Annotated in this window: 25 protein-coding genes, 1 tRNA gene and 1 pseudogene; 7 read left to right on the top strand and 20 right to left on the bottom strand. The window is 42.5% G+C overall.

Translation table 11 applies throughout. The features are described 5' to 3' along the window. Nucleotides 1-46 precede the first annotated feature (46 nt). From FTU65_RS04595 to FTU65_RS04550, 11 genes and pseudogenes are all read right to left on the bottom strand, one after another. The gene (locus FTU65_RS04595) at nt 47-421 is read right to left on the bottom strand and encodes a hypothetical protein (RefSeq protein WP_180066419.1); all 375 of its coding nucleotides are present in this window, start codon (nt 419-421) and stop codon (nt 47-49) included. After that, on the bottom strand, nt 421-1794 hold the full coding sequence (gene dnaB / locus FTU65_RS04590) for a replicative DNA helicase (RefSeq protein WP_180066417.1): 1374 nt from the start codon (nt 1792-1794) through the stop codon (nt 421-423). The genes FTU65_RS04595 and dnaB overlap by 1 nt, the downstream gene beginning before the upstream one ends. Continuing rightward, the gene (locus FTU65_RS04585; protein WP_180066415.1) at nt 1791-2591 is read right to left on the bottom strand and encodes a helix-turn-helix domain-containing protein; all 801 of its coding nucleotides are present in this window, start codon (nt 2589-2591) and stop codon (nt 1791-1793) included. Before FTU65_RS04585 ends, dnaB begins: the two co-directional genes overlap by 4 nt. Continuing rightward, nucleotides 2581-2757, bottom strand: a complete 177-nt coding sequence (locus FTU65_RS04580; protein WP_171488347.1) for a hypothetical protein — start codon at nt 2755-2757, stop codon at nt 2581-2583. Before FTU65_RS04580 ends, FTU65_RS04585 begins: the two co-directional genes overlap by 11 nt. Then, a complete protein-coding gene (locus FTU65_RS04575; protein WP_148334679.1) occupies nt 2750-3307 on the bottom strand; it encodes a hypothetical protein in 558 nt (185 codons plus the stop codon). Before FTU65_RS04575 ends, FTU65_RS04580 begins: the two co-directional genes overlap by 8 nt. Beyond that, nucleotides 3304-3618, bottom strand: a pseudogene (locus FTU65_RS16445) (hypothetical protein). Before FTU65_RS16445 ends, FTU65_RS04575 begins: the two are co-directional and overlap by 4 nt. Continuing rightward, nucleotides 3615-4310, bottom strand: a complete 696-nt coding sequence (locus FTU65_RS04570; RefSeq protein WP_180066413.1) for a phage antirepressor KilAC domain-containing protein — start codon at nt 4308-4310, stop codon at nt 3615-3617. The pseudogene FTU65_RS16445 and the gene FTU65_RS04570 overlap by 4 nt, the downstream one beginning before the upstream one ends. Nucleotides 4311-4312: 2 nt before the next feature. Next, nucleotides 4313-4600, bottom strand: coding sequence for an AlpA family transcriptional regulator (locus FTU65_RS04565; RefSeq protein WP_180066411.1), 288 nt, complete (start codon nt 4598-4600; stop codon nt 4313-4315). A gap of 99 nt (nt 4601-4699) precedes the next feature. After that, nucleotides 4700-5764, bottom strand: a complete 1065-nt coding sequence (locus FTU65_RS04560) for a hypothetical protein (protein ID WP_180059352.1) — start codon at nt 5762-5764, stop codon at nt 4700-4702. 32 nt (nt 5765-5796) lie between these two features. Beyond that, nucleotides 5797-7086 (bottom strand): integrase arm-type DNA-binding domain-containing protein, encoded by a 1290-nt coding sequence (locus tag FTU65_RS04555; protein WP_068535170.1) that lies wholly within the window; start codon nt 7084-7086, stop codon nt 5797-5799. Nucleotides 7087-7297: 211 nt separating this feature from the next. After that, nucleotides 7298-7388, bottom strand: a tRNA-Ser gene (locus FTU65_RS04550). Nucleotides 7389-7510: 122 nt separating this feature from the next. On the opposite strand from FTU65_RS04550, the gene FTU65_RS04545 reads away from it, so the two are divergent. Next, nucleotides 7511-9391 (top strand): potassium transporter Kup, encoded by a 1881-nt coding sequence (locus tag FTU65_RS04545; RefSeq protein ID WP_078193161.1) that lies wholly within the window; start codon nt 7511-7513, stop codon nt 9389-9391. A gap of 202 nt (nt 9392-9593) precedes the next feature. Here FTU65_RS04545 and FTU65_RS04540 read toward each other — a convergent pair whose 3' ends face one another. Together FTU65_RS04540 and FTU65_RS04535 are read right to left on the bottom strand one after the other, a co-directional pair. Further along, complete coding sequence (locus FTU65_RS04540) at nt 9594-9914, bottom strand: hypothetical protein (RefSeq protein ID WP_180066409.1); 321 nt, start codon at nt 9912-9914, stop codon at nt 9594-9596. Nucleotides 9915-9989: 75 nt separating this feature from the next. Then, nucleotides 9990-10310 (bottom strand): hypothetical protein, encoded by a 321-nt coding sequence (locus tag FTU65_RS04535; RefSeq protein ID WP_218952792.1) that lies wholly within the window; start codon nt 10308-10310, stop codon nt 9990-9992. Between the two features lie 263 nt (nt 10311-10573). On the opposite strand from FTU65_RS04535, the gene FTU65_RS04530 reads away from it, so the two are divergent. Next, entirely contained in the window at nt 10574-11662 is a 1089-nt protein-coding gene (locus FTU65_RS04530) for a DNA/RNA non-specific endonuclease (protein ID WP_078193159.1), read from the top strand. 117 nt (nt 11663-11779) lie between these two features. Further along, nucleotides 11780-12028 (top strand): hypothetical protein, encoded by a 249-nt coding sequence (locus FTU65_RS04525; protein WP_180002780.1) that lies wholly within the window; start codon nt 11780-11782, stop codon nt 12026-12028. Nucleotides 12029-12125: 97 nt separating this feature from the next. Here FTU65_RS04525 and aqpZ read toward each other — a convergent pair whose 3' ends face one another. Together aqpZ and FTU65_RS04515 are read right to left on the bottom strand one after the other, a co-directional pair. Further along, nucleotides 12126-12812, bottom strand: coding sequence for an aquaporin Z (aqpZ, locus tag FTU65_RS04520; protein WP_180002782.1), 687 nt, complete (start codon nt 12810-12812; stop codon nt 12126-12128). Between the two features lie 165 nt (nt 12813-12977). After that, on the bottom strand, nt 12978-13988 hold the full coding sequence (locus FTU65_RS04515; protein ID WP_168378986.1) for an AraC family transcriptional regulator: 1011 nt from the start codon (nt 13986-13988) through the stop codon (nt 12978-12980). Nucleotides 13989-14099: 111 nt separating this feature from the next. Between FTU65_RS04515 and FTU65_RS04510 the strand changes: the two genes are divergently transcribed. Continuing rightward, nucleotides 14100-14720: a hypothetical protein gene (locus FTU65_RS04510; protein WP_180025920.1), complete on the top strand. Its 621-nt coding sequence runs from the start codon at nt 14100-14102 to the stop codon at nt 14718-14720. Nucleotides 14721-15094: 374 nt separating this feature from the next. On the opposite strand, the gene hisF is transcribed toward FTU65_RS04510, so the two are convergent. Next, nucleotides 15095-15856: an imidazole glycerol phosphate synthase subunit HisF gene (gene hisF / locus FTU65_RS04505; protein ID WP_306674445.1), complete on the bottom strand. Its 762-nt coding sequence runs from the start codon at nt 15854-15856 to the stop codon at nt 15095-15097. 110 nt (nt 15857-15966) lie between these two features. Here hisF and FTU65_RS04500 point away from each other — a divergent pair, with 110 nt between their 5' ends. The 3 genes from FTU65_RS04500 to FTU65_RS04490 are packed head-to-tail and all read left to right on the top strand — an operon-like array spanning nt 15967 to nt 18003. Further along, nucleotides 15967-16917: a homoserine kinase gene (locus FTU65_RS04500; RefSeq protein WP_180002790.1), complete on the top strand. Its 951-nt coding sequence runs from the start codon at nt 15967-15969 to the stop codon at nt 16915-16917. Nucleotides 16918-16944: 27 nt separating this feature from the next. Next, complete coding sequence (locus tag FTU65_RS04495) at nt 16945-17571, top strand: DUF1294 domain-containing protein (protein WP_180066407.1); 627 nt, start codon at nt 16945-16947, stop codon at nt 17569-17571. 39 nt (nt 17572-17610) lie between these two features. Beyond that, entirely contained in the window at nt 17611-18003 is a 393-nt protein-coding gene (locus FTU65_RS04490; RefSeq protein WP_168378990.1) for a hypothetical protein, read from the top strand. 90 nt (nt 18004-18093) lie between these two features. Here the strand turns inward: FTU65_RS04490 and FTU65_RS04485 are convergent, their stop codons facing one another. The 4 genes from FTU65_RS04485 to FTU65_RS04470 all read right to left on the bottom strand — a co-directional run. Then, nucleotides 18094-18981, bottom strand: a complete 888-nt coding sequence (locus tag FTU65_RS04485; RefSeq protein ID WP_180066405.1) for a DMT family transporter — start codon at nt 18979-18981, stop codon at nt 18094-18096. A 69-nt stretch (nt 18982-19050) separates the two neighbouring features. Next, on the bottom strand, nt 19051-19782 hold the full coding sequence (gene hisA / locus FTU65_RS04480) for a 1-(5-phosphoribosyl)-5-[(5-phosphoribosylamino)methylideneamino]imidazole-4-carboxamide isomerase (RefSeq protein ID WP_078190493.1): 732 nt from the start codon (nt 19780-19782) through the stop codon (nt 19051-19053). Nucleotides 19783-19974: 192 nt separating this feature from the next. After that, entirely contained in the window at nt 19975-20739 is a 765-nt protein-coding gene (locus tag FTU65_RS04475) for a hypothetical protein (protein ID WP_180066403.1), read from the bottom strand. Nucleotides 20740-21178: 439 nt separating this feature from the next. Continuing rightward, nucleotides 21179-21524, bottom strand: a 346-nt coding sequence (locus tag FTU65_RS04470) for a transposase family protein (protein ID WP_180004523.1), incomplete at its 5' end; no start/stop codon positions are given.

The raw sequence follows: 21524 nt of genomic DNA, 5'->3' as shown, positions 1-21524 counted from the left end.
ATTTGAGTCCGCCATTTAGATGATAGAAATGGCGGACATTTTGATATCAAAGTAACTCTAACTGACCAACTTCATATCTATAGGTTTGCCATTCGCCCTCGCGTGGAAAGCGCTCAATACCGGTTTCACTTTTCCAAAGTTCAATGAATGCTTCGCCATGTTCAAAATTTGGAATACCACCACGCGCCCACTCAGACACGGTAGAGGCGCCAGATACAGGTAAGACGAATGCAATCTTTTCATGTGTCCATTTTAAGCGGACTAAGTCTAAGATCATTCGATTGAAGTCTGGACGTTTATAACCGCGGCGTTTAACCAAAAAATCTTTAACCTTTTTCTTTGTTTTTAAGTTAATAAAACGAGCATCCTTTGGTTTTTTAAAGGCAGTACTATCCAGGCCACAATCATTTGTAAACATCATCACTGAACTCCTTGGATTTGTAATAAGGCTTCTGGGTCTAAGTTCGTAAATTGACAGTACTTCAGCTGGGCATGCATGTAAGTGGTACCAGCTTCGCCGTGTCGGTTCTTCCCTACAATGGCCTCGGCAATGCCTCGATATTGGGATTCCTTGTTGTAAACTTCATCTCTGTATAAAAATACGATTTGATCTGCATCTTGTTCAATTGCACCTGATTCGCGCAGATCCGACATCATCGGTCTTTTGTTTGGGCGCTTTTCTAACTCTCGATTGAGTTGTGATAAAAGAACAATGACACACTCAAACTCCTTGGCCATGGCTTTGAGCTCACCAGTGAAATAGGCAATCTTTAAATCCTCTCTGGCGAATGGTTTAGTTGTCTTCATGATCTGAAGGTAATCGACAAGTACGACACCAATAGAACCATATTGATGTTTTACTTTACGGATAGATTCCCTGATATTTGCAATAGATGGTCGGGAAGTATCATTGATCTGCATTGGCACTTCTTTCAGCATCACCACAGCATCTGTATACGCCGTAAATTCATTTTTAGGTAACAGATGAGGGGAATTGCGTACTACCCCAATATCTGCCGGTGCAATCGCGCAACAGAGACGCATGGCGATCTGCTCTTTAGGCATTTCGCCAGACATGATCAGGGCAGGCTTTTTCTGTATGACTGCTACATTGTTTGCAATGAGCTGGAGCATCGTAGTTTTACCCATCGCGGGCCGTGCAGCCACTACCATTAGACATCCAGGTTCGACATCACCTAACTTTTTGTCTAAGTCATATATACCGGTCTGGATTCCTTTAATCATCGAATTGCCAGCAAGTGCGGCTTCAATCTTGCGGTGCATCTCAAGAAATGTATTGGATGCAGCATCATGGATATGAAAAAGGGATTCACTTCCCGATTCAGTATTCAGATCTGCAAAAGCAGCTTGAGCATTTTGGACAAGCTCACCACGGCTAATTGTTAAATGTTTGGCCTGGTGAATTACTTTCATCGCTTCATTTATGACGTGACGGCAAGTTGTTAAATCTTTTAATTTTTCTGCATACGATTGCAGATTGTAGAAGCTGGAAGGGGCGTCACTCATTAACTGCATGAGATATTTTTCACCGCCCGAAGCCTCTGCATGATTACGCATTTCTAGCCATTGGTTGACGAGTACAGCATCATATGGTGAGTTCTTTGCATCAAGGTCTACAATTGCGTTAAAAATCAGTTTATGGCGTGTTGCATGAAAATCTTGTTCAGTCAGTAGGTTTTCAATTTGAGCATAAGAGCCAGAAACCGTCATCAAAGCTGCAAGGACAGCTTGTTCAATTTGTAGGTTATGAATTGGGGTAGTATTGGTATTCACTGCATGCTCCCTAGTAAACTTTTAGGCTTACTATCGGCCAAATTAATAGCTGGTTGCTCAGCTGCTTCAGTAAAGAGTTCAGCTTGATTCACATAATGTGGATTCACTTTTTTATAACGTTCAAATTTATCTATGATCCATGCCGTGAATTTATGCAATTTCTTGGCATCAGACATGACCTGTCCATCGAAATGAGAATTGAATGCACTCAGTTCAAATTCAAAGCTTGGTAACCCCAAAATCAAAGCAGTATTTTTTTCGTGACCTGCAATTTTGAGTTTAATTTCCAGTGATTGTAGATCAGGCATCCAATCGTGCTCGCAAGAGAGATTTATTGATAGATTCCCTGATAGATTCTGCACCCCAATTTTGGGGTCATTCAAAATACCGTTTTGGGGATTGTTCTCAAAATTGGAATAATCCCGATTTTGGGGTTGTTTAATATTCCCGTTATTGGGTTGATTAACCTTAGATTTAATATCTTTCTTGGAGTTTAAATCATCCCGATTTTGGGTGTATTCTTCACGACCTTTAACACCATTGAGTTTTAGAATTTTTACCCGTTTAGTTGGCCCTGTTCGTTCACCGGTATCGATTATTAATTGAAGTTTCATAAGCTCTATAAGAACTTTTTGGACAGTTTTTTTATCCAGCACGGTATCTTTGGCAAGCCGTTCAATGCTTGGCCATGCCGTATGATCTTCGCCGGCTCGATCTGCTAATGAAAGCAGAACGAGGCGCTGTGAGGAGTTATTTACTGAAACTGCCCAGGCCCACCGAGTTGCATCAATGCTCACTACGCCCTCCTTGCTGCTTATGATTTTTCAACACAGTATTCCAAAGACGTTCTGGAGTAATACGTACTGATTCAACATATGCAGCTGATGGAGACGGTGCTTGCTGATCGACAACAGGCTCTGGCTGTATTTTGATTCTTTCTGAGGAGATAGAAGGCTTATCCATTTTTAGTAGCCTCCCATTCCGCTTCATGCTTTTCGCGTTCAACATCGAAAGTGTTGCTATGACTCTCTGCCCAATACGCAGCAATATGAATTAAGTGCTCAAGAGTCCCAAAGACGGCGCCATGAGTACCTTGCTTGATAGTTTCTTTGACTACTTCGACTTCATCTTTAATTTGATAAAACATGGTCTCAAGCCATGATGTATTTTCATGAGCAAGAGAGTAAGCATCGAACAGATCCCCAGCACCGTACTGATCATCAGGCTTATGCGTATGTCTGTTAAGTTCACGCATGTAAGTGTCTGCTTGACTGTTAGCAAGCTGCTGGGAAATTATTATTAGATTTTCTAGTTCAGCAAAAGCAGAGGAGTCGGCTTTATCATTTTCTTGTACAAATGCTTTAACGAAAGCCGTTGCTTTGTTGATCTGGTTAGCCAAAGTTCGAAGTTGTGTGGCAGCTTCAGATGCAAGTGAATAGGCACTGATAATATCAGCGACACTGTAAAAAGGAATTGATTGTTCTGGAAATTGAATTTGTACTTTAGCGTTCATGATGAATGCGCTCCTTGTGTTTGTTTAGGAGCTTTACCAGTCACGACCAAGTGAGGGTGGCAAAGCTGAAAAGGGTTGGTCGACAGGTACACAAGAGACCTGCACATCCGAAGATGTCCCTCTCCAGCTTCACCATAGAGATGCAGAAGCATAGAGATTTTACGCATAAAAAAAGCCCGTAGCGGACTGTATGCGCTTGTGTATTCATAGCCGACCAAAGCTAATTCGATGATTTTGCACCGAACACGATCAATATAGCCGATCATTTTTAATTTGAGAAGCCTTAAACAGAAAATATTTTGAAAATTCATGGCCGCTCCCCAAACCTTTTAGCTAGGATCTGCATACCTTTTGGCAATATGAAGAACTCAGTCTGTGTGTAGCTATATGATTGGCCGGAAGGTTTTACGCCTTCTTTAAGTGAGTATTTAGTTTCACAGTAGCCGCGGTTTTCAGAGTAGTAAGTAGATGCTCTGGCACCATTTAAGTAACGATCCCAATTATGCTTTCTCAACCATTCCGCCAATGTCTGCTGTTTGATATTCAGGATCTTGCATGCTTGCTGAAACTTAACGCCATGCTCTGTATGCGTAATTGTTTCGATGGCTTTTGAGAGTACTTGGTTTTCAGCACTTAACTGGAGATTCTGTTTAGCTTGGACTTCAATGGCCTGCAGGAGATGCTGAGGATTGCTGATATCGAATGCTGGAGTCTGCTGCTCAAGCTCATACCAGCGTTTTACAATTGCTGCGGTAAACTCCGGGCAGAGCTGCGCAACCACAGTAATTGAATCAAGCTTTCCTTGTTCACCAGAAAACACATATTCAGTACTTGTACGGCCATTTGTAGGCTTTTCCACCGTTGGTGGTAAAGCTATAACGAGGCGTTCAGCTAAACGTTCGATAGTCCTTTTTACAGAATCTAGGCGTATTTTCGTAATAGCTGCGATATCCGAACTAAGCATCTGTTGCGATGGCAAAAAGGAAGTGATGGAAGTATTCATAATTAAGCCTCCAACCTTTTAGAAGCCATCCATGCTTCAATATCTTCAATGCGCCATGCAGTGATACGCTCAGTTAATTTAATTGGGGTAGGGAACTCTCCAGCGCGCACTTTGTCCCAGATAGTTGTTTCACCCATTGGCAGTAAACCCTGGCGCTCAGGACGTGCTTTGATGATCCGGGTTGTTCCATCTTTAGCGATGTACTTGCGTTCTTTACGTGCAGCCGTAGTTGCAAGTTGTGACATGCGATAAAAGCCTTTTGGCGCCGTAGTTTGTTGTTGAGTAGACATGAAAAAACCTCTAACTATGTGCCGTACTGCAACGGCGTTAGAGGTAGTATGTTGTTGGTTCTTATGTGTTAATAGATGGAAAGTTCCACTTGATCTATATTAAGTTTCACTTGATATAGGTTTTTCTTTGGTCCTTCCAGGCTCTCTAGCATATTCAGGAGCTACTTCTTTAATCCAATCTTTTATTGATATTGGATGATCTGGTAATTGAGTGTGGTGTTCAGTCTGGTTTAACTCAGCATAGACCATGAAAGTCATTTCTTTAATTTTGATTTTTCTATCCGTATCTTGATTCCATAGATAAGTAGCTAAAGTTTTTGCTGCTAATTGAGCACGCTCTTTGGCGGGGCTTTTTCCTCGGGGCTTTAGATCTATTCTCTTGGCCAAAGTTTCACGAGTTTCAACTGGTGTGTCTTTTTGAATTAAAGAGCCTTCAATAATTCTGGATAGTTGATAGTGAGTTATTAGAATATCTGTTCTAGATAGGGCTTGGGATACAGCTAGTCGTCCTTCCTTTTCAATTGCACTCTCGATCACAGGAATGGGCGTGACAGTATTATGGCTGAACAGAGTATTTTCCTCCCAGAGTTCTATCCAAGCAATATTGATGTTTTCTACAGAAGCCATAACATCTGCAGTAAGGGTGCATTTACCGAGCTCTTGTATCAACTCAGGATGAAGAGGTGGTTTAAAGGCTTCTAAAAAAAGGTTCTTGGGATTTCCTGTAAAGGAATCTTGGATATCTAAAATATTGCTGAAAAAGATACCTAAGCTACCATCGGCAACAGTATTTTTTCTTAAAATTAATTCGTTAATTAGTTCTCGCGTTACCTCAAGCAGACACCCTTCACGTAAAGCTATATTAAGTCTTGCCGTAATAATGGCCTCTAATGTGGCATCCATATCGAAATGTAGCTTTGTATATCCGCCATGTTTATTAACATCGGCATACTCCTCCCATTCTTCCGACATTTCTTCGCCGTAGGCTGCGTAACCTTTCCAGCCTCTTACAAAAATGTAGAGTTGTAGGTCATATACCAACGCCATATTTAATAGCTTCTTGGCATCATAGTAATCAACTTCCAAGGCTCGGTTTAACTCTTTTGCTGCATCTTTCAATGTATAGAAAGGAGCTGGATTTTTAATATCTTTAATATTACTCATGACCATTTATCCTTTTAGAAAACGCAGCAGAGTTATGCCATTTTGGTATTAGGTTTAAAGTGAATTAAATTTTCACTGTCATTATTTGGCTTGAATTTCGATACATCACCACCTTGACGAAGTGTGTCGAGGTAATCAGCCCAGAGCTGCATCATTTCACGTCGACGGCGTAAAAACTTGGTTCGGTTATATGCTGTGCCATTAGGGTCTTTAACCTTATGAGCGAGCTGGTGCTCTACAATATCGGTTCTATATTCGATTTCTTCATCCAGGAGTGTTCGCGCCGTTGCGCGGAATCCATGAGCTGTATGTTTCCCTTTAAAACCCAATCGTTTTAATACCTGGGTAAGGGTGTCTGTGCTCATGCATTCAGATGAAGTTTTGACACTTGGAAAAACGTATTTTGAAGTGGTCCGCAATTCTTCAAGTTCTTTGAGAATGTCATACGCTTGAATTGATAACGGTACGATGTGGTCTTGATTGGTTTTACTTGCTGCAAAGGACAGGCATCTATTTTCAAAGTCTACCGATTCCCAAAGTAGGGTTCTGATTTCCCCAGGGCGCTGGTAGATATATGCTGATAGCTTTATTGCTAACTCAGTTCTAATTCTCGTACGTGGAAAGTCTTTGGTTAAACGCCATGTTTTACGCAACAGATCTGCCAGCTCTTTCTCATCTGTCACAGCGTTATGATTGCCTTTAGTCGGCTGGGGAAGAATGATGTCTGGAGCAGGGTTGTAGGTAATGATTCTTCGCTTCAATGGAAGCTTGAGTACCATGTTTATAATGGACTTAATACGTCTCGCTGATTCAAGTGCACCACGTTCAATAATCGCATCAGTCACATCACGTTCCAGCTGTTCAGTGGTCAGATCTGCAACTGGTAACTTTCCAATAAACGGCAATATATCTTTATTCAGTTTGCGAATTGTTTCGTGGTCTACCTTTCCCTCGTGTCTACGGATCTCTAGCCATTCTGCAGCAAATTTACCGAAAGTATTCTCTAAGGTTTGAAGTTGCTCACGTTTCTTATTATTACGTTGCTCAGCTGGATCGATGCCATCTAACAACATCTTCTTAAATTCATCACGTTTAGATCTTGCTTGCTCAAGGCTAACCATTGGATAGGTGCCGATTGCCAGGGTGTTATATTTTTGAGTTACTGGTCGACGGTAATCCATTCGCCAGTATTTCGCTTCTGTTTCATCAATCAATAAATACAGTCCACCGCCGTCCGGGTGTCTCTGCTTCTTTGCCCCACTCACATCAAAGCTAAGATTTTTAACCTCTTTAGCAGTTAGTTTATTAGACTGTTTTGCCATTCTGATTTCTCCTGGTTGTCGGTATAAAATCAGCGCTTTTGGAGAGTTTTCGGTCAAAACTTAGCTGATTTGGATTTATACCGACAAATATACCGACAAAGTTGTCGGTATACTACCGTTATTCCCCGTAGTGCATCGGGCATAAAAAAAGGCTCAACCCCTTTAAGATCAAGCCTTTTGCACTACGGTGAACTACCGTAAAAGTCGAATTTGGCGGTGAAAGAGGGATTCGAACCCTCGAAACGCTATAAACGTTTACACACTTTCCAGGCGTGCTCCTTCAGCCACTCGGACACTTCACCTTTTGCGCGGTGGATAATAGCGAAAAAAATATATTCTGCCAAGAGAAACAATTGAATTAGACAAAAACATCTTGAGCGGTGCTATGATTCGCAAAAATCCTGTCTAAATTGAAGACAATTATATGCAAAGTACTGCACAAAAAGCCGCATTGCCTGCCATCACCTTGGCAGCTTTGGGCGTAGTATTCGGAGACATTGGGACGAGCCCATTATATGCGCTGCGCCAATGTTTCCTCACAGCACACTTGGCGATTAGCGAAGCGTCTGTGCTGGGTATTCTGTCCCTGATTTTCTGGTGCATCATGCTGACGATTAGTTTTAAATACGTCAGCATCATCATGCGCGCAGATAACAATGGCGAGGGCGGTATTATGTCGCTGTTGGCCTTGAATCTACGAACCACACGAATTGCCGAAAACAAAAAAATCTACCTGATTGCCCTTGGCTTTATTGGGGCATCTTTGTTCTTTGGTGATGGGATCATTACCCCCGCAATCTCTGTGTTATCCGCGATTGAAGGCTTAAGTATTGCGACGCCGATGTTTAACCAATGGCTGCAACCCTTATCGATCGGTATTTTAGCGGGGCTATTTTTAGTGCAACGCCATGGCACAGGCACGATGGGTAAATTCTTTGGGCCTTTAACGCTCATGTGGTTTTTATCCATTGGTGGTTTTGGACTATGGAGTATTTCGCAAACGCCATTTGTGTTGACCATGATCAGTCCACATTGGGCCTTCAATTTTGTGGTTCAGCAGCCTTATGTTGCATTTTTGACTATGGGTGCGGTTATCTTGACGATGACGGGTGGTGAGGCAATCTATGCCGATATGGGGCATTTTGGCCGACTCCCAATCCGCTTGGCATGGTTTATTGTGGTGATGCCGTGCTTGCTGTTGAACTATGCGGGTCAAGGTGCTTTGCTACTGCGTAATCCTGAAGCTTTAGCCAATCCATTCTATATGCTGATTCCTGAATGGGCATTGTATCCAATGATTGCTTTGGCAACTGCGGCCGCGGTGATTGCCTCTCAAGCGGTGATCACAGGGGTATTCTCCATGGTCAATCAGGCGATTCAATTGCGTTACTTGCCGCGTTTGACAGTGAAACATACCTCTGAAGTTGAACGTGGTCAGATTTATTTACCATTTATTAACTGGGCATTGTTTATCTCGGTGCTGATCTTGATCTTGCTGTTTGAAAACAGTGCGAATTTGGCCAGTGCGTACGGCGTAGCTGTGACCATGACCATGCTCTGCGGTACGATTTTGATCTCAGTTTTAGCTTATGGTTTATGGCGTTGGCCGGTTTGGAAAGTGGCGATTTTTGCAGTTCCATTTTTATTGATTGATTTGATTTTTGTTGCATCGACATCATTAAAAATCGCAGCGGGCGGTTGGGTTCCAATCCTGATTGGTGCGGTATTGTTTACGATTTTAATGACGTGGAAAGATGGACGGGCATTGGTGCTCAATCGGCTCGGTAAAGATGCTTTGCCTATTGACCTGTTTATTCGCAGTGTTAGCATGGGTAGTGAAACCAAGTTTGTTCCAGGTGATGCCGTATTCTTGACAGGAACGCCTGAGATCGTGCCTCATGCCATGTTGCATAATATTAAGCACAACAAAGTTCTGCATGAACGCAATATTATGGTTACGGTCAACACCCGAGATGTGCCATTTGTACCCGAAAATGAGCGGGTGATCACGGAAAAACTAGATGATCGATTCTATCGAATCACGATGTTTTATGGGTTTAAAGATCAGCCGAATATTCCTGCCGCTTTGGAGCATGCGTATCGTGAATTGGGATTTGAATTTGATTTAATGCAAATCAGTTTCTTTATTTCCAGAGACCGTATTATTCATACCTTGGGTGAAGGCATGGCACCTTGGCGAGAAAAGCTGTTTATCTCTATGCAGCGAAATACCAGTCCAGTCAGCGATTTTTATCAAATTCCAACCAACCGTGTGGTTGAGTTGGGCAGTCAGATTGAAATTTAAGACGTAGATTGAACTTTTAAGCATAGATTTAAAAGTTAGACACGAAAAAGCCAGATCAATTCTGGCTTTTTTTTATCTGTAATAATTAAACTTTTTAGTCCAAAGACATAGAGATCATTCTGTTGCTTTTTCCTGGGAGGAGTATGCGAGCAAAACAACAGAATGAAGATGTTGCGTTATTTGATCCTTGAAAATACGCTGATTAGTTGATTGTCGCGTCTACATCTGCAGAGGCTTCAGGCGCAGCTTGGATGGCTTCGTCAGCAACAGGTGCTTCTGGGTTGGCTTGAATTGATGCATCTGCAGGATTTACACTTTGAGTCTCAGGTGCTGCCATAAAAGCATCTTGTTGTGCTTGAGGAGCTTCAGGCAATGCAGCCGATGCGCTATCGGCATTCACTGGCGCTTCTGCAGAAGAGGCAATGACGGGTGCAGCGTTGTTATCCGCTGATACGGCTTCAGGTGCTTGCTGTGCTGTTTCCACAGGTGCTTCAGTTACCGCGGCTTCAGGTGTATTGGCCACTGCTGTTTGTTCAGTTGGAACGGACTGCTCTGTAGGTGCAGCAGCTACACTTTGTTGTTCATTTGCGAGTGCATTTTACGCTTCAGTCACGGCTTGTTCAGCATTTGCAGGGACTGCAGGGGCATTCGGATCGATTTGGTTTGCCTGAGCCTGTTCAGGGTTTAAGGGCTGTTCTGTTGCAGCGGCATTGACTTGTCCGGCAGGAGCTTCAACCAATTGAACTTGGCCACTTGAAACTAAGTCCTGAATGGAACCAGGTTGACCATTCACGGTGGTCACAATTTTGACTTTAGATAAGCTTTCTAATGTATCACCGGGTTGAATCGGCGGCTCTGCAAATGCTGCTGCGCTCATTAAACCTGAAATTAAACCTAAACCTAAAATTTTAGAATGCATAATCACTCCGTATATTTTTATCGCAATTTTTCGTATTTTTACCTTGTCATAATTCTTGAGGCGAATTCAATGAAACATACGCAACTGCTTCATGACCTCCTATAAAGAACTGCACAACTGCGACATAAAGTTACATCAACTGCTGCTTTGTTAAACAATATTTGTGTGATTGTTAAGCAAATTAAAAAAGAAAAGTGTACTAAAATATGCACCCTTGCTAAGCTGCGGAAAAATAGTCCTTTTAGAAGTCATTGTTGTAAGTCATGGTCAAAAAGAAACGCAATTCAGCAAATCCACTTTCACAGTTATTTGGGCAAAATGGCATAAAAGTGCTGTTGGGTCTGGTGGCAACAGGAAGCTTTGCTATTGCTTTCGGGCAAGAAAAAATTCAACAACTTGTTTCTATGAGCAGCACTTCAAATAGCGCCTGTTTGGACCAATTTTATCGTGAAGTGCCACCTTATTTGGTCCGTGAAAGCCTACATAAAAACAGTTTTCCACTGTGTTTTAATGGCTTTAATGTCATGTATTCAGGGATATCCAAGACACCGCTTTGGGTTGCAGAAGCATTAACCCCCGCACGCCTGAGTCAAAAAATTCCGCGTGAAGATAACTTTCATGAAGAGACTCGCGTGCCGTCTGAATATCGGGCTTTGCTGTCAGACTATAAATCTTCAGGCTATGACCGTGGACACATGGCGCCAAATGCCGATATGCCCAATAAAGCTGCGCAGTTAGATAGTTTTTCTTTGGCCAATATGGTGCCGCAAGCTCCAAAAAATAATCAGCAAGTGTGGCGTGAGTTAGAAGAAGCCACACGGGCGATAGTGACCAAACAAAAGCAAGATGTCTATGTGGTAACGGGGCCGGTATATAGTGCGAAAAAATTAAAAACCATCGGGCAAGGGGTCATCGTGCCGACCGCTACTTATAAGGCGATCTATTTGCCGAAAAAAGGTGTTGCAGGCGTGTACTATGCGGACAATACCTTGCGTGATACGGCACCGACAGTCAAAGTCATGAGTATTTGTGCGCTAGAAGAACTGACTGGAATTAATTTCTTTCCAGAATTAACTGAAGACCAAAAGCGTAATACCTACCGTTTGCCACTCAAAGCCACCCAAGTAAAAGCAAATCAAGATATCGCTTATTTGCATTGGGATGCTGAAAGCCAGTGTGCTGCAGATGTCGCAGAAGACAAGATTTTAAGTTTGCAAAAAGAGTTTAAATCGAGTGGTGGTTCTGTGGGAGAGACATCCATGGCAAGCAGTGAAAATGACAACAATCAAGATGCCTTGGTCAAACAATTGATTGAAGAAATTCTGCAATATCTGCTACAGATTTTGAAATAATTGAGTAGATAATAGCGCTGAACTGCGAGCGATGAAGAGGATCATTGCTTGCAGTTGAAATCTTTTTCACGTATTTCTATTGCTGCATCACTACAACAAAAAACAAGGATATCCATCATGTTCAAAGCATTTGAAAATGACACTGCGTCGCATGCAATTCATGACTTAACACTAGAAAATGGCCAAGATCGAATTAATATTTATGGCAATTTACAGGTGACGAAAGACCAAGCAGGTTTAGCTGCAGCGAAAGCTTTACAGGCATTTTTCAATGATGTGGTGACCACGCTTGAGGCAGAAACCAACTTAGCTGAAAAAATAGCGCAGGGCGGTGAAGAAAACGAAGTGGAAAATCCATTTCTTTAAAGCTGTGTCATCGGCCGTCGAAGGAAGCAAAGCTCAATTCGGGATGAATGAAAAAAAGCTCACAGATTGTGAGCTTTTTTATGGTGTCTTCTTCTATTTATTCGTCTTTTGCCATCAGTTTATAGATGACCGCACCAATCACCGCACCAATGATTGGGGCTACCCAAAATAGCCAAACTTGTGATAGCGCAGCAGTTTCAGCAAAGAATGCCACACCCATACTACGCGCTGGGTTGACCGAAGTATTAGTGACGGGAATGCTGATCAGATGGATCAATGTAAGCGCAAGACCGATCGCAATTGGGGCAAATCCAGCAGGGGCACGTTTATCCGTTGCTCCCATGATCACAATCAGGAAGCCAGCCGTCAGCACAATTTCAATGACTAACGCTGAGAGCATAGAGTATTTACCTGGAGATAATTCACCATAGCCATTGGTGGCAAAACCGCCGACTCCTGTAAATCCGGCCTGACCTTGTACAATGATGAATAGAATAAATGCGGCGAGGGTTGCACCCAGCAATTGAGAAATAATATAGGGTGCTAGTTCTTTGGCTTCAAAACGACCACCGGCCCACAAGCCGATACTCACGGCAGGGTTAAAATGTCCCCCTGAGATATGACCCAGCGCATAAGCAGCCGTTAACACCGTTAAACCGAAGGCCAGTGCCACGCCTGCGAAGCCAATGCCAAGTTCAGGAAAGGCCGCAGCCAAGACCGCACTACCACAACCACCAAAGACCAGCCAAAACGTACCGATCAGTTCTGCTAAATATTTATTCATTTAAAATTCCATTTGTTTTTGTCATTTGGAATAGATTTTCAATCTTTCACTCAGCATGAGTGCAATATAGTTGTGAAGTGTTGTTTTATTCATTTATTGAATATGCATAGATTTAATGGATTTTGCTGAAAATCACAATATATAAAATGATAACTGCGTCACATTTTAACTTACTGCTTCAATTTGCGATAAGCGCCATTGCTGTGGGGTTAAATTTCGCCATTGTTTAAACGCACGTTGAAATGCACTCTGTTCTGAATAACCCAGCAGTAGCGCAATTTCTTGCAAACTTAAATGTGGGTCTCTTAAAAATTCTTCAGCCATCATACAGCGGACCTCCTGCATGCGTTGCTGATAGGTGCTGCCTTGTTGTTGTAAATGGCGTTGTAATTGTCGGACGGACAGATTCAGTTGAGTAGCGACATGTTCAATTTGGAACTGATTTTTTTGTAAACCCATTAAGATGGCTTGCTGTAAGCGTTGGTCGATTTGCGTGGTATTCGGCAGCTTTTCCAATAAAGACTGTGCCTGTTGCATTAACAGTTTTTGTAAGGTCTGATCGCCTTGGGAAAAGGGGCGAGACAGTTCTTGAATGGGAATAATAACCTTCGACTTTTCTTGGGAAAATCGAACTTTACAGCGAAAATATTGTTCATACTGAGCGACATTTTTCGGTGCAGGATTATGAAAATGCACTTCGTGTAAATTAATATCTTCAAAACGCATGAATAATTTTAGAAACTGCAGCATTAAGGCAATCGCAATTTCATCGGTCAATTGATTGGCCATATTCATGGGTAAATCATTCCAACCGATCGAGAAAAAATCATTTTGAATATCAATCAGCAATGGACTACCATCGAAGATTAAGCGATGAAAATCATGGTAGCGGAGCAGCGCTTCGCCTAAGTTTTCACAGGACAGGGCAATATACGCAATGATGCCAATATGTTTGGGTTGCACATGTTCTGCAATTTCTAAACCCAGCGCTGGCTTTTGGATCTTTTGATCTAAATCCATCAATAAATCACGCCAAACGGCATAATCAAAACGTTCTAAGTTTTGAACTTTATTCAGTTTTTCAGGAATGGCAATGCCTTGAGCTTGGTGATAAGCATAGAGCAAATGGCCCAGTCCTCCATAGACCGATCCTGTATAGTCCTTGAGTTGTTGCATATTTTTTTAATTCTAAATTTTGTCGTGTTTTGTCAATAATATTAAAAAAAACGGTCAATATCTAGCCCTCTTCATTACCTATAGTGGAGCTAAGAAAAGGAGATATTGGTCATGTTAAAAGGTTTTATTGCAGGGTTGGTCGTCGCCAATGCCTTTGAATGGGTCGCGCATAAATATGTTTTGCATGGGACACATCGGTCAGGCAAGCCACGTTTTAGTCCAGTACCGAAAAGCATGAAATCACATTGGGAACATCATCGTGAAGTTCGAAAAACAGATTTTCATGATCATGGCTATGTTGAAGGTGTACAGAACTGGCGCACGAAAAATGAAATATTGTCACTGGTGGCAGTTTCAGCGGTATTTGTCCCGCTGTTTTATCCCATTTCCAAAGGAATGAGTTTGTCTGTGCTGTATTGCGCAGGGAATTATTATTATATCCATCGTCGCGCACATCTTGAGCCAGAGTGGGCGATGAAAAAGATTCCATGGCACTATGACCACCATATGAACTCAAATCAGGATGCCAATTGGTGTGTGACTAAGCCGTGGTTTGATTATATTTTAGGGACTCGAGTGATCTCCTCGGCAAAATTACAGGAACAGAACCCATTGGGTGTGTTACTACCGACAGCGATTGCGAAACCATTGTCACACTGGGTCAATCGGGTATTTCCTGCAAAGTGGGTCGCTGAGCGTGAAAAGCCAGTTGCACTTCTTGAAACGGTTTAATGTGAAAGCGTTGTACGTTGTGACAACAAGCTTTTCTACCCAATTGAGTTGTCGCAATTTGTCAACAAATTATGAATCTACTGTCAATCAAATGCAGTGCAAATGCCCTATATTTAAATCATCAAAAGGCTTGTACACGACGAGTTGATTGATGAAGTTGCTATGTATATTTTTTCATTTGTTTTAAGTATCAGACCAAGTGCTGTAGTTTTTCTTGGTTTATAGGAGCCGACAAGGCTCCTTTTTTTATGTCTATAGTGGATGAATTAAATTGACGATTCGCTGCTACAACTCCATGGCGTTGCATCAAAAACACCAAAGCAAAAAAAGAGCGAATCATCGCTCTTTTTCAATCTTCATTGAAAACGAATCAATTAAAGACGCATTTCAATGCCTTGTTCTGCTAGATATTTTTTCGCTTCAGGAATGGTGTGTTGACCAAAGTGGAAAATAGAGGCTGCAAGCACCGCATCTGCGCCACCTTTTAAAATGCCATCGGCCAAATGTTGGAGATTACCGACACCACCAGAAGCAATGGTTGGAATGGTCACACGGTCATTGATGTTACGCATCAGTTCAAGGTCATAACCGGCTTTGGTTCCGTCAGCATCCATCGAGGTGATGAGTAATTCACCTGCACCGAAGTCCGCCATTTTTACTGCCCATTCGATGGCATCGATACCGGTTTCTTTACGACCACCGTGGGTGAAAATTTCCCATTTATTGTCGCCAGTTTTTTTCGCATCAATCGCAACCACAATACACTGTGCGCCAAAACGCTGAGAGGCTTCTTGTACAAATTCAGGGTTATAAATAGCCGCAGAGTTAATCGAAACTTTGTCCGCACCCGCATTTAATAACAGGCGGATATCTTCTACTTTACGCACGCCACCACCGACTGTTAATGGCACAAATACAGACTCAGCCATACGCTCTACCGTACGGTAAGTGGTATCACGACCATTTGAGGTTGCGGTAATGTCTAAGAAGGTAATTTCGTCCGCACCTTGTTCGTTATAACGGCGTGCAACTTCAACTGGATCGCCTGCATCACGAATATCAAGAAATTGAACACCTTTCACTACACGACCGTTGTCCACGTCGAGGCAAGGAATAATACGTTTAGCAAGCATAATTTTTTCCAAAAATAACAGCCGATTATGAAACTTCGCGACTTAGATGCTACACCTTAGTAGTCGGAGCGGTTATTCTATCAAAAATATGTAAGTTTTTTCGCAGGTTTTCTATGTCGGTTTATACCACTTTGACTTTAAAGGAAGTTCAGGATTTTGCAGCACCTTATGGACTGGAGGTGATTGACCTGATTCCGATTCAAGGCGGTATTCAAAATACCAACTATTTTATTGTTTGCGAAAATGGCACGCAGTATGTATTAACTGTTTTTGAAGAGATGGACGAGCAAGGTGCAGGGGAACTGGTCCCTGTACTTGAACATTTGGGGCAGGCTGGTCTAGCTGTGCCTGTACCGCTGAATCATTCGGGTAAAGCGATTCATAGCTTAAAGGATAAACCTGCACAGATTGCGCCACGCATGCAAGGTCAACATCCCATGCCTGCGAGCTTAGCGCAAGCAGAAGCGATTGCTGTAGCCCAAGCGAAAATGCATGTGGCTTTACAAGACTTCCCTTTGGAACGTGCAGAATATCGTGATCATGCTTATTGGTTACAAGTTTCACGCGATATTCGTCCAACATTAAATGAAGCAGATACCACGTTGCTCAACAATCTGTTGGGCTTATATGACATCTTAACGGCGATGTATCCAGACCGTCCTGCCGGTTTTATTCATTCTGATCTGTTCCGTGACAATACTCTATTTGAAGGCGATCAACTCAACGGTATTTTAGACTTTTATGAGTTAAATAAAGACGAACTCTTGTTTGATATTGCTATTACTTTAAATGACTTCTGTACTGAATATCCGGATGTGCATTTGAATGAAGACAAAGCCATTGCCTTTTTAAATGCCTATGAAAGCGTGCGCCCATTAACCGCAGATGAAAAATCATGTCTAGAGTTATATTTGGCAATGGCGGCGGGTCGCTTCTGGATGATGCGTTTACAGGTGGCACAGAAAAATGCGGCAGAAGGCCGTACAGGGGATGATATTTTGCAGAAAAACCCTGCTGAAATGCGTAATATGCTGATTGAACGATTAAAATTCGTCACAGCATAAATTTTAAAAACAACGAGAGGGAAAAGCATGCGTGATCAAGGACGCTTAGTAGAATGGTTTGATGACAAGGGCTACGGCTTCATTCAACCGAACGATAGCACCAAAGATCGCGTATTTTTGCACATCAAAGACTTTTCCCGTCCCGGCCCACGACCAATCGTGGGCTGTGCGTTGGATTATGCTGTGATCTTAGACGAACGCGGACGCTTTCGTGCGCAGCAAGTGCATTATTTAAAAGCCTCACAAACCAAAGCTGCACAACGCCCCAATAAAAAAAATGTGGTACAGATGCCGCGTCAGGCAGAGCCGATGCAAATCGTGTGCATCATTTATATTCTAGCCTTAGCGGGCTTGTCTGTGGCGGGTTTACTCAGTGGCATGGTGCTGCTTTTTGTGAGTATTATCAATGTCCTGACCTATTGGTTCTATGCGCAGGATAAAGAAGCTGCGCAAATGGGGAATCGACGCGTGCCAGAAAATACACTGCATCTTTTGTCTTTTTTAGGTGGGTGGCCGGCGGCATGGCTGGCTCAGCAACGTTTGCGGCATAAAACACAAAAACAACCATTTCGAAAAATATATTTCTGTACTATAGCCTTTAACATATTACTGATTTTATGGCTGATTTCACCATTTAATATCCTGCATATCTAGGATGGAATGATCCGCAAAATCATCATGACGGAGAGCGAAATGAATTATTCCATTGATAAAGATCCAAACCGCCTGCTCACGATTATTTTGTATATTCTTTATATTGTGGCGATTTTTTCTGCCGGCTTGCTTGCGGTCCTCGCGTTGATTATCAATTACGTCAAACGCAGTGATGTGCGCGGCACGATTTTTGAAAGCCATTTCACTTGGCAGATTCGCACGTTTTGGTGGTATCTCATTTGGAACATCATTGCTTTCGTGCCTTTTATTTTTCTGTTCTTTACCGGCAATAATGCCAATGCTTTTGCAGGTGTAGCACTGGGAGCGAGTACCTTCTGCGTCACGGTAATCGGACTGTCTTGGTTATGGATTGTGTACCGCGCGATTAAAGGTTTAATCCGTGTCAATGACAACCGACCGATGTATGAGTAATGCGAGTTTAAAGATTTTTAGCATAAAAAATCTTGGCATCAAAAAAGCGACCTTATGGGTCGCTTTTTGTTATGGGAAAGGATGCTGAAATTAGCGTTTCTTTAACCGTTTCGGCCGCCATTCACTCACAATCACACCGAGCACCACACACAGTCCACCAATGAGAGCGAGCGGTGTTAAGCGTTCACCCGCAAGCCGCCCAATGATCGCGGCCCAAACCGGTTCACCTGCATAGATGATTGCCGCCTGTGCAGGATCAACCATACGCTGCGCCCAGTTCATCACCAGTTGAATTACGGCGCTGGCTAGCCCCAATCCGCAGAGTACAGCGATTAATGGCCATTCAAATTTTGGCAAAGTGGTTTCACCCACCAGTGGCGCAAAGCAAAAACAGAACAGTGAGGCAAAAGCCAACTGTAGAACCGTCACTCTGCGCAGATTGACGCGGGGTGCAAAATAGCTGATCAAGATAATTTCAAAAGCAATGGCAATCGACCCGAGCAGCGTAATGATTTGCCCAAAATTGAGCTGAATAGCGCCAAAACCATTACCAGTTAAAAAAACCAAACCGACAAAAGCCAAACTTACTCCCAGCCATGTCATCAGATGTGGTTTATGCCGAAAACACAGCCACATAAAAATCGGAACTAGCGGTACATACAGCGCGGTTAAAAAAGCCGATTCACTGCTGCTGATGCTTTGCAAGCCGACTGTTTGCGTCGCATAGCCGATCGCGATCACCGCGCCAATACTTGCGCCTGCAATGACATCATATTGAGAAAAATGTCTAAGATATTTGAGCGATAACAGACTCACAGCCAGTGTAGCTGCGGCAAAACGTAGACCGACAAACAGCACTGGACTGCTAAAATTTAAACCGTATTGCACGGTGATAAAACTGGCGCCCCAAATCATGGTAATCAGGATGAGTGCGAGCTGCGGAAACTTGGCTTTCCAAGCAGATTGGACGGTTGGCATGAGTATTTGAATATTCAAAGAGGAGAAATAAAAAAAGAGGCCCGAAGACCTCTTTTCTGCTCGGGCAAATTATAAGCTTTGTTGATCAAGCAGTAATTGAGCTTCACGAAGGTTCAATGTCCCTTCATAAATTGCACGACCAGTAATCGCACCTAAAATGCCCGGTTGGCCTTTTAAGTTACGCACGTCGTCAAGGTTGGTCACGCCACCCGATGCAATAACAGGTAAGCCTGAATATGTTGCAAGGTTTACGGTTTGTTCAACGTTCACACCTTGCATCATGCCATCACGTGCGATGTCGGTGTAGACGATGCTCGATACGCCGGCATCTGCAAAGCGTTTTGCCAAATCAGTAGCTTTCACATCAGTGACATTTGCCCAACCATCCGTTGCTACCATGCCGTTCATGGCATCGATACCGACAATGATATGGCCTGCAAATTTTTTGCACGCTTCTTCAACAAATTCAGGCTCTTTTACCGCTTTTGTACCAATGATGACAAACGATACGCCTGCATCAAGGTAGTGTTCAATGGTTTCAAGAGAGCGGATACCACCACCAATTTGAATTGGTAATTCAGGCTGTGCTTTAGCAATCGCTTCAACCACAGGCTTATGAATCGGTGTACCAGCGAAAGCACCGTTTAAATCTACCAAATGTAAGCGACGCGCGCCTTCATTTACCCAATGCTGTGCAGTTGCCACTGGATCGTCAGAAAATACAGTATCGTCTTCCATACGACCTTGTTTTAAACGGACACATTTGCCATCTTTCAGGTCAATTGCAGGGATGATCAGCATGCTTTCGCTCCTTGCTCAATCAAATTAAGAATGAATTTGTACCTAATCTTATCAAATAAACGGCTATTCACTAAATGCTAATATCAGAATTGATGAATTAAAAAGCCTGACATGTGTCAGGCCAGTGCAAATAGAGGATTGGATTTTATTCTTGGTCTATAAAAATGCGCTGTGTATTAGTGTTTTTAGTCATTAAACATAAGCGGTTGTTTGTAATAAATCGCTGTTTACGGATTGAAGTAAGCTACCGACATCGTATAAGCCTTGATTGAGGGCTGTGGTACTTTCACCGACCACTTGAACGAGATCACCGACTACAGGAAGTTCAGTGGCAATCGATGTAGTCGGTGCAATGTCATCCAGTAAGGCATCTAAAGTGCCTGAAACATCTTGCACGACACTACCCACACTTGCTAAAGGATCGTTCAGGACGGATGTTAATAATTCGGTAGGATCAATACTGGCTACATAGTCGCCCGTTTCAGCCAACAAGCCAGTTAAATTACCCGTAGTTTCGCCTACTGCATCCAATAGACCGCCCAACAATGGCAGGTCAGAAAGTACATCTGTGATTGGTGCAGCCACCCCACTGAGATGATCAACCAAACCTGCAACTTCAGTCACAGTTTGACCGACCACACCAGTTACGCCATTGAGAGCGGTCTGTACACCGCCGAGAAGATCACCTGTCGCTAGTTGATCGGCTACCGCATGTAAGCCATCACCTAAGGTGCCGACTAACTGATTTTCAACTGCGAGTACTTTTTCGATGGTCCCACCAATGAGCGGAAGCTCAGTCAGTGCATCCGTTAAGGGCGCTGTTAAGCTACTTACGGTCTCTAATACGCTGTCTACTGTATCCAAAACAGTATTTAAAACCAGTCCAACTGCTTTACTGATCCCTTGTAAAGTCAGGCTGAGTACACCGCTGATTTTTCCTGTAAATAAGTTCAACATGTCAGATTCTCCAAGTTTTTAAATTATGATGTGTTATGTATTTGGCAGATTTGTTTTAGCAAAAGGGGACTGATGAAAACAAATTATGAAAGTATAGAATGAATGAGATAAATCATGTAATTCTGCTAGAAAATCTAGAGAGATCAAAATCTTAGTCGAATAAAAATATAAATGTGTATTAATGTAATTAAAATGAGTTAAATCAAAGATATAAATGTACTTAAAAGGTGCGATTTTATTTTTTTTAGACTGTGCTGTGACTATTTTTAAGGCAATAAGGTACTGTTCAAATCTTTAGCGCAAATAAACTGCAAATTCATTGGCACTCTTCAGCCGATCTTTGCACTTGGTCTTGCCATAGATTGGGGCAATATCCAGTTACAGAGCGGTTACATCGCTGAATATAATTTAAATCATTAAAATAGATTTCTTTCATAAGTCATTTTTCACTCAGCTCTAAGTTATAAATTCCAGCGATTAAATTGAATCTCAAACCAAGCCTTTTACCTCTATTTCGATAACGCTCAGCAAGGATTTTGAAGGTTTTCAGGCTGCCAAATACATGCTCAATTCCGATTCTTCTTTTATTGATTTCATGATTATAGATTTTCAATTCAGGATCCAATTTACAGTGTCTTTTGGCTTTTAATGGCAACAGGCTATTTGGATACACTGTATAAATTCCCTGATAACCCTTATCCGCAAGGATAAATGCACCTGCAGGAATCTGATTCAAGTTACGTTTGAAGAGTTCGAAATCATGTACGGCACCACGACTCGTACAT

Origin of the sequence: Acinetobacter sp. YH12129 (genome assembly GCF_013418685.1) — a bacterium.
In the GTDB taxonomy this organism is placed as follows: domain Bacteria; phylum Pseudomonadota; class Gammaproteobacteria; order Pseudomonadales; family Moraxellaceae; genus Acinetobacter; species Acinetobacter amyesii.
Note: the sequence above shows the minus strand (reverse complement) of the source record. Positions and strands in the feature narration are given on the sequence as shown.

Bases quoted from the DNA above. Each gene is read 5' to 3' on its own strand.
- FTU65_RS04595 (WP_180066419.1), bottom strand. From the start codon at position 421: ATGATGTTTACAAATGATTGTGGCCTGGATAGTACTGCCTTTAAAAAA.
- FTU65_RS04580 (WP_171488347.1), bottom strand. From the start codon at position 2,757: ATGGATAAGCCTTCTATCTCCTCAGAAAGAATCAAAATACAGCCAGAG.
- FTU65_RS04575 (WP_148334679.1), bottom strand. From the start codon at position 3,307: ATGAACGCTAAAGTACAAATTCAATTTCCAGAACAATCAATTCCTTTT.
- FTU65_RS04570 (WP_180066413.1), bottom strand. From the start codon at position 4,310: ATGAATACTTCCATCACTTCCTTTTTGCCATCGCAACAGATGCTTAGT.
- FTU65_RS04565 (WP_180066411.1), bottom strand. From the start codon at position 4,600: ATGTCTACTCAACAACAAACTACGGCGCCAAAAGGCTTTTATCGCATG.
- FTU65_RS04560 (WP_180059352.1), bottom strand. From the start codon at position 5,764: ATGAGTAATATTAAAGATATTAAAAATCCAGCTCCTTTCTATACATTG.
- FTU65_RS04555 (WP_068535170.1), bottom strand. From the start codon at position 7,086: ATGGCAAAACAGTCTAATAAACTAACTGCTAAAGAGGTTAAAAATCTT.
- FTU65_RS04545 (WP_078193161.1), top strand. From the start codon at position 7,511: ATGCAAAGTACTGCACAAAAAGCCGCATTGCCTGCCATCACCTTGGCA.
- FTU65_RS04535 (WP_218952792.1), bottom strand. From the start codon at position 10,310: ATGCATTCTAAAATTTTAGGTTTAGGTTTAATTTCAGGTTTAATGAGC.
- FTU65_RS04530 (WP_078193159.1), top strand. From the start codon at position 10,574: ATGGTCAAAAAGAAACGCAATTCAGCAAATCCACTTTCACAGTTATTT.
- FTU65_RS04525 (WP_180002780.1), top strand. From the start codon at position 11,780: ATGTTCAAAGCATTTGAAAATGACACTGCGTCGCATGCAATTCATGAC.
- aqpZ (WP_180002782.1), bottom strand. From the start codon at position 12,812: ATGAATAAATATTTAGCAGAACTGATCGGTACGTTTTGGCTGGTCTTT.
- FTU65_RS04515 (WP_168378986.1), bottom strand. From the start codon at position 13,988: ATGCAACAACTCAAGGACTATACAGGATCGGTCTATGGAGGACTGGGC.
- FTU65_RS04510 (WP_180025920.1), top strand. From the start codon at position 14,100: ATGTTAAAAGGTTTTATTGCAGGGTTGGTCGTCGCCAATGCCTTTGAA.
- FTU65_RS04500 (WP_180002790.1), top strand. From the start codon at position 15,967: ATGTCGGTTTATACCACTTTGACTTTAAAGGAAGTTCAGGATTTTGCA.
- FTU65_RS04495 (WP_180066407.1), top strand. From the start codon at position 16,945: ATGCGTGATCAAGGACGCTTAGTAGAATGGTTTGATGACAAGGGCTAC.
- FTU65_RS04490 (WP_168378990.1), top strand. From the start codon at position 17,611: ATGAATTATTCCATTGATAAAGATCCAAACCGCCTGCTCACGATTATT.
- FTU65_RS04485 (WP_180066405.1), bottom strand. From the start codon at position 18,981: ATGCCAACCGTCCAATCTGCTTGGAAAGCCAAGTTTCCGCAGCTCGCA.
- hisA (WP_078190493.1), bottom strand. From the start codon at position 19,782: ATGCTGATCATCCCTGCAATTGACCTGAAAGATGGCAAATGTGTCCGT.
- FTU65_RS04475 (WP_180066403.1), bottom strand. From the start codon at position 20,739: ATGTTGAACTTATTTACAGGAAAAATCAGCGGTGTACTCAGCCTGACT.